Genomic DNA, 15221 nt, shown 5'->3' on the forward strand with positions numbered 1-15221 from the left:
AAAAGTATGAGGAGGGTAAAATATGAGCTTAAGCGAATTACAAAAAGACAGCCATGCAGTTGTGGACAAGTTAACTGGTGATGAGAGATTCATGAGCAGAATCACTTCCATAGGTCTGACACCAGGTTGCACCGTAAAGGTCATCAGAAACGACAAGAACAGACCTATGCTGATCTACTCCCGCGACACTCTGATCGCACTTAACAGAAATGAGTGTAAGGGAATTGAGGTTACGGAGGTGGCAGGATGAGCACAGCATCAATAGCGCTGCTTGGTCAGCCTAACTCCGGTAAATCAACACTTTTTAATGCACTTACAGGTCTTCACCAGCACGTAGGTAACTGGCCAGGTAAGACCGTTGAGAAAAAGGAAGGAAGCTTTTCGTACAAGGGGATGGAGTGTGCGATCGCTGATCTTCCAGGATCCTATAGCCTGACAGCCAATTCTGACGAGGAGCTTATTACAAGAGATTACATTGCTTCTGGAAAGGCAGATGTGGTGTGCATTCTTGCAGACAGCTCACAGCTTCAGCGAAGCCTCTTTATGACTGCTGATTACGCTGGTATAGACGTGCCAAGTTTCCTGGTACTTAATATGGCAGACGTGGCAGCAGATCAGGGTAAGACCATAAACGTAAAAGAAATAGAGAAAAAGCTTGGTATCCCAGTAGTTCTTTTCTCAGCGACAGAGGGTAAGAAGTACGAGCCTTACTACGAAGTTATGGAAAGAGCTGTAAAGGAAAAGTCCAAGATTAATGTAGCTGCCCTTGAGGCAGAGTACGAGAAGATCGAAGGCTATAGCCTGTTAAAAGAGCTAATTCCAGACAATCTGATAAATGGCTTCACTCCAATGTGGCTTGCTGTAAAGGCTCTGGAGGGCGATAAGCAGGTTCTTTCCATGTTAAAAGAAAGAATGACAACAGAGAATTACAAGAACGTAGTTAATATCTGCAACAACAGTCAGGGTGCAATAGCAACTGGAAGCAGCAAGTTTAGCTGGATTGATGGAATACTTGAAGGAAGCGTAACTTCCAAGAAGGAAAGCATTGCACTTAGTAAGCTCGATAAGATTTACCTTAGCAGAGTCTGGGGTAAACCTGCAGTTATTTTGACAGTTCTTTTAGGCCTTATCGGATCATTTATTCCAGCCCTTCCATTTATGGGAATCGGACAGGCAATTGGAGGTCTTAAAGCGCCAGTTGCTGCAGTACTAACATCAGTAGGCGCTCCAGAGATTCTGATTCAGATAATTTGCACCGTTATCATACAGTCTTTCTGCTACATTGTGCAGATGCTGGGATTTGTATTTGGCGTAACTTTAGTATTTGGACTTCTTGAGGAAGTAGGCGTAATGGCCCGTATTTCCTACGTGTTTGATAATACCATGGGTAAGCTTGGACTTCAGGGTAAGTCAGTTATGCCTTTCCTTGTAAGCTTTGGATGTACCATGGGCGGCGCAGCAGGAGCTAGGGTTATCGATAACTGGGGACAGAAGGTTCTTACTATCGCCCTTGCCTGGGCAGTACCTTGCGGAGCAGCTTGGGCAGTTATCCCAATGCTATCAGCTATATTCTTTGGACCATGGGCTGTGCTTGTAATAGTGGTGATACTTCTTACAATGATCCTACACATGTGGGTTACAGCTAAGATCTTTGGAAGAAAGCTGGTTCAGAAAGCTGACAGATACGGAATGATCATGGAGCTTCCTCCATATCATAAGCCAAGAATCGGCGCGCTTCTTCGCTATGTTCTTGGAAGAACAGGAGATACCTTTAAGCGTGTAACAAGCGTAGTTCTTCTTGTATGCGGCGTGTTCTGGCTTCTTAGCTACACCTTTGTTCCTGGGACCCAGCCTATCCTTTATCGCATTGGAACAGCAATCGAGCCTGTAACCAAGATCTTCGGCCTTGGCTGGCAGCTCTTTGTGGCATTCATTGCATCTGCAGTAGGTAAAGAAGGAGCTATCGGTGTTATCAGCGCTCTTTATACTGGTGGCAACCTTTCAACAGCCTTCAACGATGCCATGAGCGGAGCTGGCGCTGCTTCCAACCTTCAGGAGATTCTTCTTGCCAACGTATCAAAGGCAGAAGCCCTTGCCTTTATCTTTGCAATGACCTTCAACATGCCTTGCGTTGTAGCTCTTGCAGCAACCTTCCAGGAGACCTACTCAGTTAAGTGGACAGCCAAGATTGCCCTGTACTACACATTCACAGCGCTTCTTCTCGCATGTGTTGCTTACCACGTTGGACTTTTGATCTTCTAAGATAAATGATTTTCGGATTCAATAATCTGAGGAAACTATATGAAAGACTTATTAGCGCTACTAAGCGATGGTCACGCCAGAACAGAAAAGCTTCTGGCTATTGAACTTCACACAACAGTAGAAGATGTAAAAAGACAAATCGAATACCTTGAGCACATGGGCATAGTCCGCAAGGTGGACATGTCCGCCTGTTCAGGAAAGAGCTGTGGTGGTGACTGCAATAAGTGTGCGCCCAAGGACGGCTTTAAGAACATGGGCGCTATGTATGAAGTAGTCATGACAAGATGACAATGGTGACAGAGGGGACGGTTCTCTTTGACTTATTGCATTCAATAAGTCAAAGAGAACCGTCCCCTCTGTCAGATCACTGACTTATTTTTTGTCATTTGAACATAATTAATATGTAGACTATAATGTCAGACGTATTTATGGTAAAATACCGATGATACTATGGAGGTAATATAGGATGACAAGAGAAGAAGTTTTTGAAAAGATAAATGAAGTATTCAGAGATGTATTCGAGGACGACGATATCACAGTTAACGAGACAACAACTGCTGACGACATCGACGATTGGGATTCCCTTGAGCACATCAACCTTATGAACGCTATTGAGCAGGAATTCGACATCAAGTTCACAATGGGTCAGATTGTTGCCATGAAGAACGTTGGCGAGATGGCTGACATCATCATCAGCAAGCTTTCATAATTTGGTAAAAGAACTAACTATTTTAGGAGAACCATGAAGATACATCACGTTGGCTACCTTGCCAAGAGCCTGGAAAAGAGCCGTAACAAGTACATAGAGCTTGGCTTCATCGTGGAGAGACCAGTTAAGTACGATGATATCCGCAAGATCAATATCGAGTTTCTGGTGAACGGAGATTACCGCGTAGAGCTCATTGAGCCTGTAGACAAGGAATCTCCCATGTATCCACTTCTTGCAAGATACAAGAACACTCCTTACCACTTCTGTTACGAAGTAGAGGACCTGGATAAGGCAGTAGCTGAGCTTTCAGACAAGCATTACACCATGATGCAGGAGCCAGAGGTGGCACCATGCATCGACAATGACAGAGTTGTGTTCATGTACAACAACAGCATGGGCATCATAGAACTGGTGGAGATTCGATAGTTCTTTTTGTAAAAAGAAATTACGATGAATTTGAGGTAATAAGAATTGCCTAAAGCAGAAGCATCAAAACAAAAGCATATAGCACTTTATATCGGATCCCTTAAAAAGGGCGGCGCAGAGAGAGTTATGGTGAACCTTGCAGATTTCTTTTTCGAGCAGGGTTATAAAGTTACCCTGGTAACCACCTATCTGGCAGCCAACGAATATGAAGCAAAGCACGCAGCATGGAAGGTTGTTCCCGCAGGATATGAGGGAGCAACCCTTGTTTTGGATACAGAAGAAAATCCCGTCTGGGTAGATCTTGAAGGCGGCGAGAAGGACGGAATAAAGCGTGTCTTCTCAGCTCTCCTCCCAAGCGAAAAGGAAAGCAGACTAAAGAACTTAAAGCTTCGCAGCAATAAGCTTAGGAATATATGGAAAGAGATCAAGCCTGACCTGGTTCTTAGCTTCATCGGCAAAAACAACATCATGGCCCTTTCCACAGCCACACGAGAAGAAATCAAAGTCGTGGTTTCTGTAAGAGCAGATCCCGACATGGAATACAACACAATGGCTCTTAAGTCCGGCATGCTGGCCACCTTCCCAAAGGCAGCAGGCATCATCGTCCAGACTACAGATGCCCTCAAATGGTTCCCATCTTTTATTCAAAAGAAATGTACCATTCTTCCCAACTCCATTAACCCATCCTTTATAAGACCTTACTATCTTGGAGACAGGGAGAAGAGAATAGTCATGGTGGGAAGACTTGATGAGAACAAGAACCAGTCCATGGTTATGAGCGCCTTTGCAAAGGCCACAGTAGATAAATTTAAAGATTATAGCCTTATCCTTTACGGAGATGGTCCAGATAGAATAAAGCTCCAGCACCTTGCCGTTAAACTTGGCATTGAGCAGAGAGTAGAATTTAGAGGTGTTGTCCGCAACGTCCCAGAGCACATAGAGAAAGCAAGCCTCTTTATCCTTGCCTCCAGCCAGGAAGGAATGCCCAATTCCCTCATTGAAGCCATGAGCCTAGGCCTTCCCTGCATCTCAACAGACTGCCCTTGTGGAGGGCCTAAGGATTTAATTAGGGATGGAGAGAACGGAATTCTTGTTCCTATTAAGGATGAGGATGCCATGGTTAACGCCATTACAAGATTACTAAGCAATCCGGAACTATGCGAACGATTGGGGAAAGAAGCTACAAAGGTTCAGGAGAAGTACAATCCTGAGGTGACAAACAAAGCCTGGAAGGATTATCTAGATAAGATTATTGGATGACAGTAGATAAGATAGGCAAATAATAAAGATATTAGTTTTTTATAATATCTATTTACTGTTATCAAAAAAATAATAATACATACATATTTTTATTTTCCGGTTACGTAGTCAGTCATATACAGATATAAATATATACAAGGAGCGATTTCGGGCCCGTAGGGACCGCGAGCGACGGTATATATTTATATCTGTATATGACGTCCTCATAGCCAGTAAAGGAAACTTATGCACGAATTAGAATACCCTTTTGACAACAACTATATTTTAAAGAAATCAAAGAGTCTCAAAAAGGCTCTCCTTGGCGACGGTTCATCTAGAATCACCAAGAAGATTGCGGTTCTTGGTGGCTCCACTACTCATGATATTATAAGGATCCTGGAACTGTTCCTTTTGAACTACGGCATAGAGCCAGTATTCTATGAGTCCGAATATGGCCAGTACTACCAGGATGCCATGTTCCCTGGTGAAGAGCTTAGCTCTTTTAACCCGGACATTATCTTCGTTCACACCAGCAACAGGAACATCAAGGAATATCCTGATATGAACGATACCGACGAAGTGGTGGAGGCTAAGCTTAACGCCACCTACAGACACTTCGAGACCATGTGGCAGAAGCTTTCAGACACCTACCACTGCCCAATTATTCAGAACAACTTCGAAGCTCCATTCTACAGACTCCTTGGAAACAGGGATGTCTACGATGTTCACGGAAGACTTTCCTTTGTGAACAGACTTAACGAGAAATTCAACGAATACGCAAGAAAGTGCGCTAAGGAAGGTACAAGCTTTTTTATCAACGATATCAACTACCTTTCAAGCTGCTATGGCCTTGATGCCTGGTCAGATCCAATGGCCTGGCACATGTACAAGTATGCCCTTTGCATACCGGCCATTCCAACACTTTCATTTAACATAGCTAACATCATCAAGTCCATTTACGGTAAGAACAAGAAGGGCCTTGTTCTTGACCTTGACAATACCCTTTGGGGCGGTGTCGTAGGCGACGACGGTGTTGATGGCATTGAGATTGGCCAGGAGACCAACCTTGGTCAGGTTTATTCTGAGTTCCAGGATTACATCAAGATGCAAAAAGACCTTGGCGTTGTCCTTACAATTGACTCCAAGAATGAAAGAGAAAACGCCATTGCCGGCATCAACCATCCAGACGGAAAGCTCAAGGAAGAGGACTTTGTTATCATCAAGGCCAACTGGGAGCCAAAGAGCGAGAACCTTAAGGCCATCGCCACAGAATTAAACGTCCTTCCAGAGTCTTTGGTATTTGTGGATGACAACCCTGCAGAGCGTGAAATCGTAAAGGGGCAGCTTCCAGGAACCCAGGCCCCAGAGATGGATAGTCCTGAGCACTATATCAGGATCCTTGATCACTCTGGATTCTTTGAGGCAACACTTATTTCCGAGGATGACAAGAAGCGTAACGAGATGTACATGGCCAATATCAAAAGAGCTAGTCTTGAAGAGAGCTTTGCAGACTATGGCGAGTACTTAAAGAGCCTTGAGATGACTGCAGATATCGCTCCTTTCGAGAAGATGTACATGCCTCGCATTGCGCAGCTTACCAATAAGAGTAACCAGTTCAACTTAACAACCAAGCGCTATACACAGGATGACATTGAGAAGGCAGCAGCCGACCCAGCTAATATCACATTGTATGGTAGACTTACAGATAAATTTGGCGACAACGGAATCGTATCTCTCGTGATCGGTAACATCCGCGAGGATGCGCTCCACATGGATCTCTGGCTTATGAGTTGCCGCGTTCTTAAGCGTGACATGGAGTTTGCCATGATGGACGCTCTGGTTGCAAAGGCCAAGGACAAGAACATTAACACCATTTACGGCTACTACTATCCAACAGCCAAGAACAAGATGGTTAAGGACTTCTACCTCCTTCAGGGATTTGAGAAGGTATCAGAGGATGCAGCAGGCAACATTACCTTCAAGTTCGATATTCCTGAAGAGTATGACAACAAGAACCATTACATTGATGTAAAGCTTAGCTAATAAGATAGGATAACCAAACTTACACAACACACGTAACGATAGCAAGGACAGAATATGTGCGGAATAGCAGGACTTATTAAATTTAAAGGCGATAAAAGAGCCAACATAGAGAAGATGAACGAGCGCATGCTCCACAGAGGCCCGGATGACGGCGGAATCTATATTAGTGACAACGGTGACGTGGCCCTTGGACACAGGCGTCTTTCTATCCTGGATCTTTCCAAGAAGGGTGCACAGCCCTTTGTCTCAGCCACTGGCGACAGCATCATGGTCTACAACGGCGAGATCTACAACAGCGGCGAGATCAAGGACAAGCTCCGCAGTGAGGGCAAGGTAAAAGAGTTTAAGAGTACCTCCGATACTGAGGTTCTCATTGAAGCTATTGAGAGCTACGGAATAGAGAAAGCTCTTTCTATGTGTAAGGGAATGTTCGGCATTGGCTTCTATGACAAGAAGGCAGGCACCATCACTCTTGCAAGGGACCGCGTTGGAGAGAAGCCTCTCTACTACGGCACTGTTAACGGAGCCTTTGTCTTTGCTTCTGACCTTGGATGCATAAGAGTAATTGACGGCTTTGACAATAAGATCAATACTGATATACTTGATATCTATTTTACAGAAGGTTACATTCCAGCTCCTTACTCAATCTATGAGGGCATTAACAAGCTGGAGGCAGGTACCTACCTTACACTGGACGTAAATACACTTAAGTACGAAGTGCATACCTATTGGTCCATGATGGAGGCTGCAAAGCGCGGACAGAGTAATATCTTTACAGGAAGTAGACAGGAAGCGGCAGAGGAGCTTGAGCGTCTGTTAAAAGAGTCCATCAAAGGACAGATGGTTGCTGACGTTCCAGTTGGAGCATTTCTTTCAGCGGGAATTGATTCTTCAACAATAGTAGCACTTATGCAGGATCTGGACCCTGGTAAGGTTAAGACCTTCACCATCGGCATGAATGATCCTAAATATAACGAGGCAGAGTATGCCAAAGAGATAGCAAGGCACCTTGGTACAGAGCACACTGAGCTCTACATTACAGAGGATGATGCCAAGGCAGTTATCCCTAAGCTTTCCAAGATGTTTGCTGAGCCCTTTGCGGACTCATCACAGATTCCTACTTACCTTGTAAGTAAGATGACAAGAGATCACGTAACGGTTTCACTTTCTGGAGATGGCGGAGATGAGCTCTTTTGCGGATATACATCCTATGAGTCCATCAGCAGGATCTGGGGCAAAATGGGTAAGGTTCCATACGGTCTTAGAAAGCCAGCCAGCAGCCTGATTCTCCACAGCCCTCTTGCTAATAAGGAGATCTACAGAATTAAGGCAACTCTCCTTGGAGCCAAGGGCCCTAGAGACCTTCACAGAATAGAGCATGAGACAGACCCTCTTACAAAGCGAATTGCACTTAAGAAGGGCACTGCTCCTTACAAATATACAACTCTTCCTAATGACTTCATGGAGGAGGTTAACCACGAGGCCATGCTTATGGATATGCTGGTGTACCACCCAGACGACATACTTGTTAAGGTGGACAGAACAGCCATGGCTGTTTCCTTAGAGACCAGAGTTCCTATGCTTGACAGAGACCTGGTTGAATTTGCATGGACACTTCCTGTAGAATATCTTCGCGAAGGCAAGGTAGGTAAGCAGGTTCTTAGAGACGTTCTCTACAAGTACGTTCCTAGGGAAATGATGGAAAGACCTAAGAAGGGCTTCTCAATTCCTATCAGCAAATGGCTCATGGATAAAGATCTGCGAGACTGGGCTGAAGGCCTTCTTAATAAAGACAAGATCGCTGCTCAGGGCATCCTTGATCCTGACGTAGTTGAGAAAATCTGGACAGACTTTACAGAGAGAGGAATATACAGAATTCAGATCTGGTATATCCTTATGTTCCAGATGTGGTATGAGGATGAATATAAATGGGCTTAACAACCTTTGATTTTCTGTGCTTTTTTGCACTTTTGTTAATTGCATATTACACACTGCCTCTTCTTACAAAGGGAAGAGGTCAGTGGATTATACTCTTGATTGCCAGCTTTGCCTACTTCTACGCTAACGTTCGCACATCTGGCAATTACTTTTTGGTTCTTTATCCGCTGGGTTCCTCATTTGTGACCTGGCTCCTTCTGTTACTGTTATCCAAGGTTTCTGAAGAAGATATTGTAAAAAGACGTATCATCTTATCGGCAGAGCTCCTGGTCCTTCTTGGAATCCTCATTGCCCTTAAGTACGTTAAGCTCATCACCGGTGGCAACATCGCTACACCTCTTGGATTATCTTTTTACACCTTCATCCTTCTTGGATATTTCATCGAAGTCTACAACGGAATCGGTGTAAGGCAAAAGAGCTTTCTAAAGACCTGTCTGTATGGCATGTTTTTCCCTGTTATGATTTCAGGACCTATCATGAAGACCAGAGACAGTGGAGAGCAGTTCTTTGAAACACACCGCTTTGATTATAAGAATGTAACCTTCGGTCTTCAGAGAATGCTCTGGGGATTCTTTAAAGAGCTTGTTATCTCTGAAAGACTTGCTGTAGTAGTTAACACAATCTACAACAACGACACAGAGTATCCTGGCGCTTACATCATGCTTGGCACAGTGTGCTTTGCATTCCAGTTATACACTAACTTCTCAGGCTGTATGGACATCGTTATCGGTATGGCTGAGTGCTTTGGAATTGTGCTTCCTGAGAACTTTACTACACCTTTCTTTGCCAAGAACATCTCTGAGTACTGGAGAAGATGGCACATCACTCTGGGTGTGTGGATGAAGGATAATGTCTTTTACCCACTTCTTAGAACTAAAATGATCACTAATCTTGGCAAGACCCTAAAAAAGAAAATGGGCAAGAAGAAAGGTAAACAGTACACAACTTACGTTGCCATGTTTATCCTGTGGTTCTCAGTTGGTATGTGGCACGGCGGCGAGCCTAAGTATGTTATTGGTTCTGGTCTTCTTCACTGGGCATACATTGTTCTTGGTGAGATAACACTTCCATTCTTCACATGGCTCTTTGCCACCAAGATGCACATCAACATGCAGAGTAAGTTCGCAGATGTGGTTCGCGTTATCAGAACCTTTATCCTGGTTTGTATCGGTGATCTGTTCTTTAGAGCAGACAGCGTTCCTCACGCCCTTAGAATGCTTAAGGAAAGCGTGACAGTATTTAATCCACAGATCTTTGTAAACGGAAGCCTTTTAAACCTTGGCCTTGATATCTTCAGCTGGGGAGTGCTTCTTGTGTCACTGGCAATCCTTATTACAGTGTCTACTATCCAGTACAGAATGGAGAATTCTGAGGGAGAGTACCACAGCGTTAGAGAGCTTATCGCCAGCAAGGGCATAGTTCTTAGATGGATCATTTTATTTGCGCTTTTGTTCTACTGCATCTTCCTGGCTGAGTACGGCCCAGGCTATAGCGCAGCAGAGTTTATTTACAAAGACTTCTAATGACACTAATTTGTAAAAAGAAATAGAGATAAGAATGAACAAGAAACAGTTTTTAAAAGCCATCAGCTTTATATTGATAGCTCTTTTCCTTCTGATTCACCTTACCTACTGTGTAAGGACCAATGGTGATGTGAAGGACAGATTCGTGGGATTCTACGCGGAGAAAAAGAACACTGTGGATGCAGTGGTTATCGGATCTTCTCCAGTGTATCCTGTGTTTGCTACGCCTAAGATCTACGGTGATATGGGTATTACCATGTATCCACTTTCTTCCAATATGCAGAGGCCTGTAGCCACCAAGTACCTAGTGGAGGAAGCTCTTAAGACTCAGAGCCCTGAGCTCTTTATCTTCGAGATGAGAATGTGGACAGCAGAGGATGAGAACCTCCTTGGAAATATGGCCCACACAAGGGAAGTTACAGATAACATGAAGTACTCAGTGAACAGGATCAAGACCATCAATGCAATGGTTGAGGATCCTTCTGAGAGACTTACTTATTATTTTGATATCTTTAAGTATCACTCCAACTGGAAGACACTGGCTCTTTGGAGTCAACTACGTACCTTCTTCTATTCTTATCCGGACGATCTTAAGGGTTATGTGGCTGAGACTGATGTGGGACCTTGCACAGTGTCTGAGTTTGCGAGCCTTACTGATAAAGAGCCAATGCCAGCAGAGCAGGAAGAGTACCTTAGAGACCTTCTTAAGTATCTTAAGGAGAAGAACCTGAATGCGCTTTTTGTCATCACTCCATACACAGTCAAAGAGGATGAGCAAAAGAAAATCAACTATATGTCAGACATAGTGGAGAGCTACGGCTACAACTTCCTTGATATGAATCAGCACATCGATGAGATTGGTCTTGTATTTGAAGAAGATTTCAGGGACTTTGGAACTCACACCAATGTGGTTGGAGCTGAGAAGGTAACTGACTATTTTGAGCAGTACCTGAAAGATAACTATGTGGATAAACTTGGCATTCTCACAAGAGACCACAGAAATGATCACTACAAGTCCTGGGATGAAGCCTACAAGCTTTACTGCGACAATATAGATAACTGGAAATCTACAGTACAGTATAATTTAGATAATGAGATCTATTATGATCTTGAAGGGGAAGACTAATTTGAGTAAATCCACGTGTTAGAGTATAATCATCTTAAGAATGCGCATTTTTATTTGCGCCTGGAACTGCGACGGCAATTCTTGGAGGGGATATGATAATAATTCAGCTGAAGGGCGGACTTGGAAACCAGATGTTCCAATACGCTCTATACAGGCAGCTTAAAAGCATGGGCAAGGATGTTAAGATTGATGATGAGACTGGTTTCATCGATGACAAGCTTCGCATCCCTGTTATTTCGCGCTTTGGAGTTGAATATGATAAGGCTACCAAGGAGGAGATAACTCTCCTTACTGATTCCAAGCTGGATATCTTCAGCAGGATCAGACGTAAGCTTACTGGCCGTAAGAGCCACAGAATAGATGAAAACTCAGGAGTATTCGATCCGGAGATCCTTAATCTTGAGGATGCTTATCTTGTGGGCTATTGGCAGAGTGATAAGTATTTTCCTGATGATGCCGTAATTGAGGCTCTTAGGAATGATTTTCAGAAGCGCCCACAGGAGGTTATGAATGATTCTGTGAGCTGGTCAACTCTGCAGCAGATTGAATGCTGCGAATCAGTTTCGCTCCATGTGAGAAGAACTGATTACATAGATGAAGAACACATTAAGATCCACAACATCTGCACTCAGAAGTACTACAAGAGTGCTGTTGATTATGTCAGGGGCAAGGTTCCTGGAGCAGTGTTCTTTGTATTTACTGATGATAAGAAATGGTGCAAGAAGCACCTTAAGGGACCTAACTTTATCGTGGTTGAACTTAGTGAAGCTGATAACACTGACATGGCAGAAATGCTGCTTATGAGTAAGTGTAAGCATCACATCTTAGCCAACAGCTCTTTTAGCTGGTGGTCAGCATGGCTCAATGACAGCCCTGAGAAGATCGTGGTTGTTCCTGAGAAATGGATCAACAACCGCAAGATGGATGACATCTACACAGCCAGAATGACTAAGGTGGCAATCTAACAACATACAACATTAGAAACAGGATTTTTTATGGGAAGTACAGACAAACTTAATAGAAGCGATGCCAAGAAAGTAAGCCTTCTGCAGAAAATCAACTACATCTTTGACAAGAAGCAGAAGACCCACTTATTCCTGCTGGGAATTATGATCCTTATCGGAGGTGTGTTTGAGACCCTGAGCGTATCAATGATGTTGCCAGTGGTATCTACAATCCTCAGACCGGATTCACTTCATGAATTCATAGCAGATCATGACATCCTTCAGAATATTGTGAACTTTGTAGGACTAGATAATGATGTGAAGCTGGCAAGTGCCCTCCTCATTCTTATGATAGTCCTTTTTGTAGTTAAGAACGGATATCTACTTCTTCTTATCCACAGACAGAACACCTTCGTAGCAAGGGCTCGTAATGACATGATAAGCCGTGTTATGAGAGAGTTCCTGAATAGGCCCTACGAGGACTATCTTGGAGCGGATATCCCAACAGTATTTAGAATTACAGACAGTGATATTCCAAGAGTATTCTCACTGATCTTAGCTCTGCTTTCACTTTGCACTGAGCTTGTTGTATCTGTTTGTCTTGGAATAGTTCTTTTATACGTTAACTGGCAGATCACAGTCCTTATGGTTGCAATCCTGCTTGTCATGACACTTCTTAGCACCAAGGTTCTTAAGCCTCGTCTTAATACAATCGGACGTAAGAACCAGGAGACCCAGTCCAGGATCGCCAAGTGGAGACTTCAGGCTATCTACGGACTTAAGGATGTTAAAGTCCTTAACCGCGAAGACTTCTTCATCAGGAACTATTATGAGTCTGGTAAGGTTGGTGCCAATATCGCCAGAGACTATGCGGTTCTTAACAACGTGCCTAAGCTTATGATCGAGACTGTATTCATGGCAGCAGTCCTTTCATTTATTCTTGTTTATATTAATGCAGGCGGAGATGTATCCCGTCTTGTTACACAGCTGGCAGCCTTTGGTGTTGCTGCCATCAGAATCATGCCATCAGCAAACCGTATCAATACCTACATCACAGAGATCGCTTACGAGCAGTATTCTCTTGATTATGTATATGAGAACCTTACAGAATCCATGAAGACAGACAAGGCAATGCGCGCCGAGAGAGCTGCCATTGCAGGTCCCGCCCTTCACCTGGATGACAAGATTGAGTTAAAAGATATTACATTCAGATATCCAGATGGTGACTCCAACATCTTCACCAAGGCCAACATGCTTGTTCCTAAGGGCAAGTCTGTAGGTATCATGGGACCATCAGGAGCTGGTAAGTCCACTGTTGTGGATATTCTCCTTGGACTTTTACATGTACAGTCCGGCGAGATTCTTTGCGATGGCAGGAATATCTTTAGTAACTACGAATCCTGGCTTGCACAGATCGGCTACATTCCACAGTCCATCTACCTTGTGGATGAGTCAATCCGTGAGAACATCGCCTTTGGTATAGATGCTAAGGATATCAGCGATGAGAGAATCTGGCAGGTTATGGAGGAAGCTCAGCTGGCTGACTTCGTTAGAACTCTTCCAGAGGGACTTGATACCAAGATCGGTGACAGAGGTGTAAGACTTTCTGGTGGCCAGAGACAGCGTATCGGTATCGCAAGAGCTCTTTATCATAATCCTGAGATCCTGGTATTTGATGAGGCTACAAGTGCTCTTGATAACGAGACAGAGGCAGCAGTTATGGAAGCCATCGATGGATTCCACGGCAAGAAGACAATGGTTATCATTGCTCACAGACTTAACACTATTGCTAACTGCGATATCATCTATGAAGTTAAGGATGAGCAGATCAATGCCACAACCCTTGAGGGCAGAACCATCATCCAGTAATTCTGGCAGATGCCTAAAGAGATATGAATAACAGGAAAGAAATATGATCGGAACAGAACTGATAAAAGGTTACGGATTAGGTAACCAGCTCTTTTTCTATATAGTGACCAGATGCCTTGCAGAAGAGAAGGGCGTTGACTTTGGCTTCGTTAATCCGGAGCAGATAGGTAACGTTTTCCACTCCCAGAAGGGCATGTACTTCATGGACATCGACATGGGAACAGAGATCCCAAGGGAAGACATGGATAAGTATAAGATTTTCCACGAGCAGGATGATCGCTTGTTTATGGGTAACTCCAAGCACGACATGTCCTATGGATGCTACGTAAGTGGCGCAGACCCTAAGATGTTTGAGGTGGAGGACAACACCATCATCTATGGCAACATGCAGGATCAGTCATACTTTGAGAAATACAGAGATAAGATAAAGGAATGGCTTCACGTTAAGGAAGAGGCTGAATCCTATGAGTATACAGCTGATGATCTGTGTATCATTAACATGAGAGGCGGCGAGTATACCAGCTGCCCAGAGCTTTATCTTGACCGCAGATATTGGCTTAACGCCATTAAGAACATGAAAAAGATAAACCCTAACATGAGGTTTATGATCATAACCGAGGACGAAGAGGCAGCTAAGAAGGTACTTCCTGAGTATGAGTGTCATCACTTCGACATGGGTAAGGATTACGTCACCATTAAGAATGCAAGATATCTGATCCTTTCTAACTCATCATTTTCACTTATGCCGGTTATGAGCAGCACAGAGCTTAAGTACGCAATCGCGCCCAAGTACTGGGCTAGACACAATATATCAGATGGCTTCTGGTCTTCAGAGCAGAACATCTATACATTCCTCACTTACCAGGATAAAAGAGGTAAGCTCTTTTCCGCAGAGGAATGCAGGGCTGAACTTGAGGAGTACAAAAAGAAATCAAGACTCTATGCAAGACGTAATATCCGCCCTGGAAAGGTAAGATTCTTTTTCCAGAACATCAGAAGAAAGCTCATCTATGGAGTGTTCTTCTTTAAGAAGATGGTCCGAAGCTTTGAGAGAAGAACCGGGATCATCAAGACTTTCAGATAGAAATAATCATTAAATCAGGAACCATCAAAATAATGGAAACTTGTAAGTGCCATCGTTT

13 protein-coding genes are annotated in these 15221 nt (G+C 43.8%); all 13 read left to right on the forward strand.

Annotated features, from left to right (window positions below):
* Positions 1–22 precede the first annotated feature (22 nt).
* Positions 23–250, forward strand: coding sequence for a FeoA family protein (locus tag T541_RS0100665; protein ID WP_026650894.1), 228 nt, complete (start codon positions 23–25; stop codon positions 248–250).
* Entirely contained in the window at positions 247–2262 is a 2016-nt protein-coding gene (feoB, locus tag T541_RS0100670) for a ferrous iron transport protein B (protein WP_026650895.1), read from the forward strand. Before T541_RS0100665 ends, feoB begins: the two co-directional genes overlap by 4 nt.
* Before the next feature lie 39 nt (positions 2263–2301).
* Positions 2302–2550 carry a FeoC-like transcriptional regulator gene (locus tag T541_RS18355; protein ID WP_034465497.1) on the forward strand — a complete coding sequence of 83 codons (249 nt, stop codon included), beginning with the start codon at positions 2302–2304 and terminating at the stop codon, positions 2548–2550.
* Positions 2551–2728: 178 nt separating this feature from the next.
* Positions 2729–2971 carry an acyl carrier protein gene (locus T541_RS0100680; protein ID WP_026650896.1) on the forward strand — a complete coding sequence of 81 codons (243 nt, stop codon included), beginning with the start codon at positions 2729–2731 and terminating at the stop codon, positions 2969–2971.
* 33 nt (positions 2972–3004) lie between these two features.
* Positions 3005–3397 carry a VOC family protein gene (locus T541_RS0100685; RefSeq protein WP_026650897.1) on the forward strand — a complete coding sequence of 131 codons (393 nt, stop codon included), beginning with the start codon at positions 3005–3007 and terminating at the stop codon, positions 3395–3397.
* Between the two features lie 45 nt (positions 3398–3442).
* Positions 3443–4657: a glycosyltransferase gene (locus T541_RS0100690; RefSeq protein ID WP_026650898.1), complete on the forward strand. Its 1215-nt coding sequence runs from the start codon at positions 3443–3445 to the stop codon at positions 4655–4657.
* Positions 4658–4882: 225 nt separating this feature from the next.
* Positions 4883–6679, forward strand: coding sequence for an HAD-IIIC family phosphatase (locus tag T541_RS0100695; RefSeq protein WP_026650899.1), 1797 nt, complete (start codon positions 4883–4885; stop codon positions 6677–6679).
* A 54-nt stretch (positions 6680–6733) separates the two neighbouring features.
* Positions 6734–8617, forward strand: a complete 1884-nt coding sequence (asnB, locus tag T541_RS0100700) for an asparagine synthase (glutamine-hydrolyzing) (protein ID WP_026650900.1) — start codon at positions 6734–6736, stop codon at positions 8615–8617.
* A complete protein-coding gene (locus tag T541_RS0100705; protein WP_026650901.1) occupies positions 8608–10140 on the forward strand; it encodes an MBOAT family O-acyltransferase in 1533 nt (510 codons plus the stop codon). The genes asnB and T541_RS0100705 overlap by 10 nt, the downstream gene beginning before the upstream one ends.
* Before the next feature lie 34 nt (positions 10141–10174).
* Positions 10175–11266 (forward strand): SGNH/GDSL hydrolase family protein, encoded by a 1092-nt coding sequence (locus T541_RS0100710; RefSeq protein ID WP_026650902.1) that lies wholly within the window; start codon positions 10175–10177, stop codon positions 11264–11266.
* Positions 11267–11358: 92 nt separating this feature from the next.
* The gene (locus T541_RS0100715; RefSeq protein WP_026650903.1) at positions 11359–12231 is read left to right on the forward strand and encodes an alpha-1,2-fucosyltransferase; all 873 of its coding nucleotides are present in this window, start codon (positions 11359–11361) and stop codon (positions 12229–12231) included.
* 30 nt (positions 12232–12261) lie between these two features.
* Positions 12262–14079, forward strand: a complete 1818-nt coding sequence (locus T541_RS0100720; protein ID WP_026650904.1) for an ABC transporter ATP-binding protein — start codon at positions 12262–12264, stop codon at positions 14077–14079.
* A 43-nt stretch (positions 14080–14122) separates the two neighbouring features.
* On the forward strand, positions 14123–15163 hold the full coding sequence (locus T541_RS0100725; RefSeq protein ID WP_026650905.1) for a glycosyl transferase: 1041 nt from the start codon (positions 14123–14125) through the stop codon (positions 15161–15163).
* Positions 15164–15221 lie beyond the last annotated feature (58 nt).

It is taken from the genome of Butyrivibrio proteoclasticus P6B7, from assembly GCF_000622085.1.
Taxonomy (GTDB): Bacteria; Bacillota; Clostridia; order Lachnospirales; family Lachnospiraceae; genus Butyrivibrio; species Butyrivibrio proteoclasticus_A.

Coding starts and splice junctions, on each gene's coding strand:
- T541_RS0100665 (WP_026650894.1), top strand. CDS start 23: ATGAGCTTAAGCGAATTACAAAAAGACAGCCATGCAGTTGTGGACAAG.
- feoB (WP_026650895.1), top strand. CDS start 247: ATGAGCACAGCATCAATAGCGCTGCTTGGTCAGCCTAACTCCGGTAAA.
- T541_RS18355 (WP_034465497.1), top strand. CDS start 2,302: ATGAAAGACTTATTAGCGCTACTAAGCGATGGTCACGCCAGAACAGAA.
- T541_RS0100680 (WP_026650896.1), top strand. CDS start 2,729: ATGACAAGAGAAGAAGTTTTTGAAAAGATAAATGAAGTATTCAGAGAT.
- T541_RS0100685 (WP_026650897.1), top strand. CDS start 3,005: ATGAAGATACATCACGTTGGCTACCTTGCCAAGAGCCTGGAAAAGAGC.
- T541_RS0100695 (WP_026650899.1), top strand. CDS start 4,883: ATGCACGAATTAGAATACCCTTTTGACAACAACTATATTTTAAAGAAA.
- asnB (WP_026650900.1), top strand. CDS start 6,734: ATGTGCGGAATAGCAGGACTTATTAAATTTAAAGGCGATAAAAGAGCC.
- T541_RS0100705 (WP_026650901.1), top strand. CDS start 8,608: ATGGGCTTAACAACCTTTGATTTTCTGTGCTTTTTTGCACTTTTGTTA.
- T541_RS0100710 (WP_026650902.1), top strand. CDS start 10,175: ATGAACAAGAAACAGTTTTTAAAAGCCATCAGCTTTATATTGATAGCT.
- T541_RS0100715 (WP_026650903.1), top strand. CDS start 11,359: ATGATAATAATTCAGCTGAAGGGCGGACTTGGAAACCAGATGTTCCAA.
- T541_RS0100720 (WP_026650904.1), top strand. CDS start 12,262: ATGGGAAGTACAGACAAACTTAATAGAAGCGATGCCAAGAAAGTAAGC.
- T541_RS0100725 (WP_026650905.1), top strand. CDS start 14,123: ATGATCGGAACAGAACTGATAAAAGGTTACGGATTAGGTAACCAGCTC.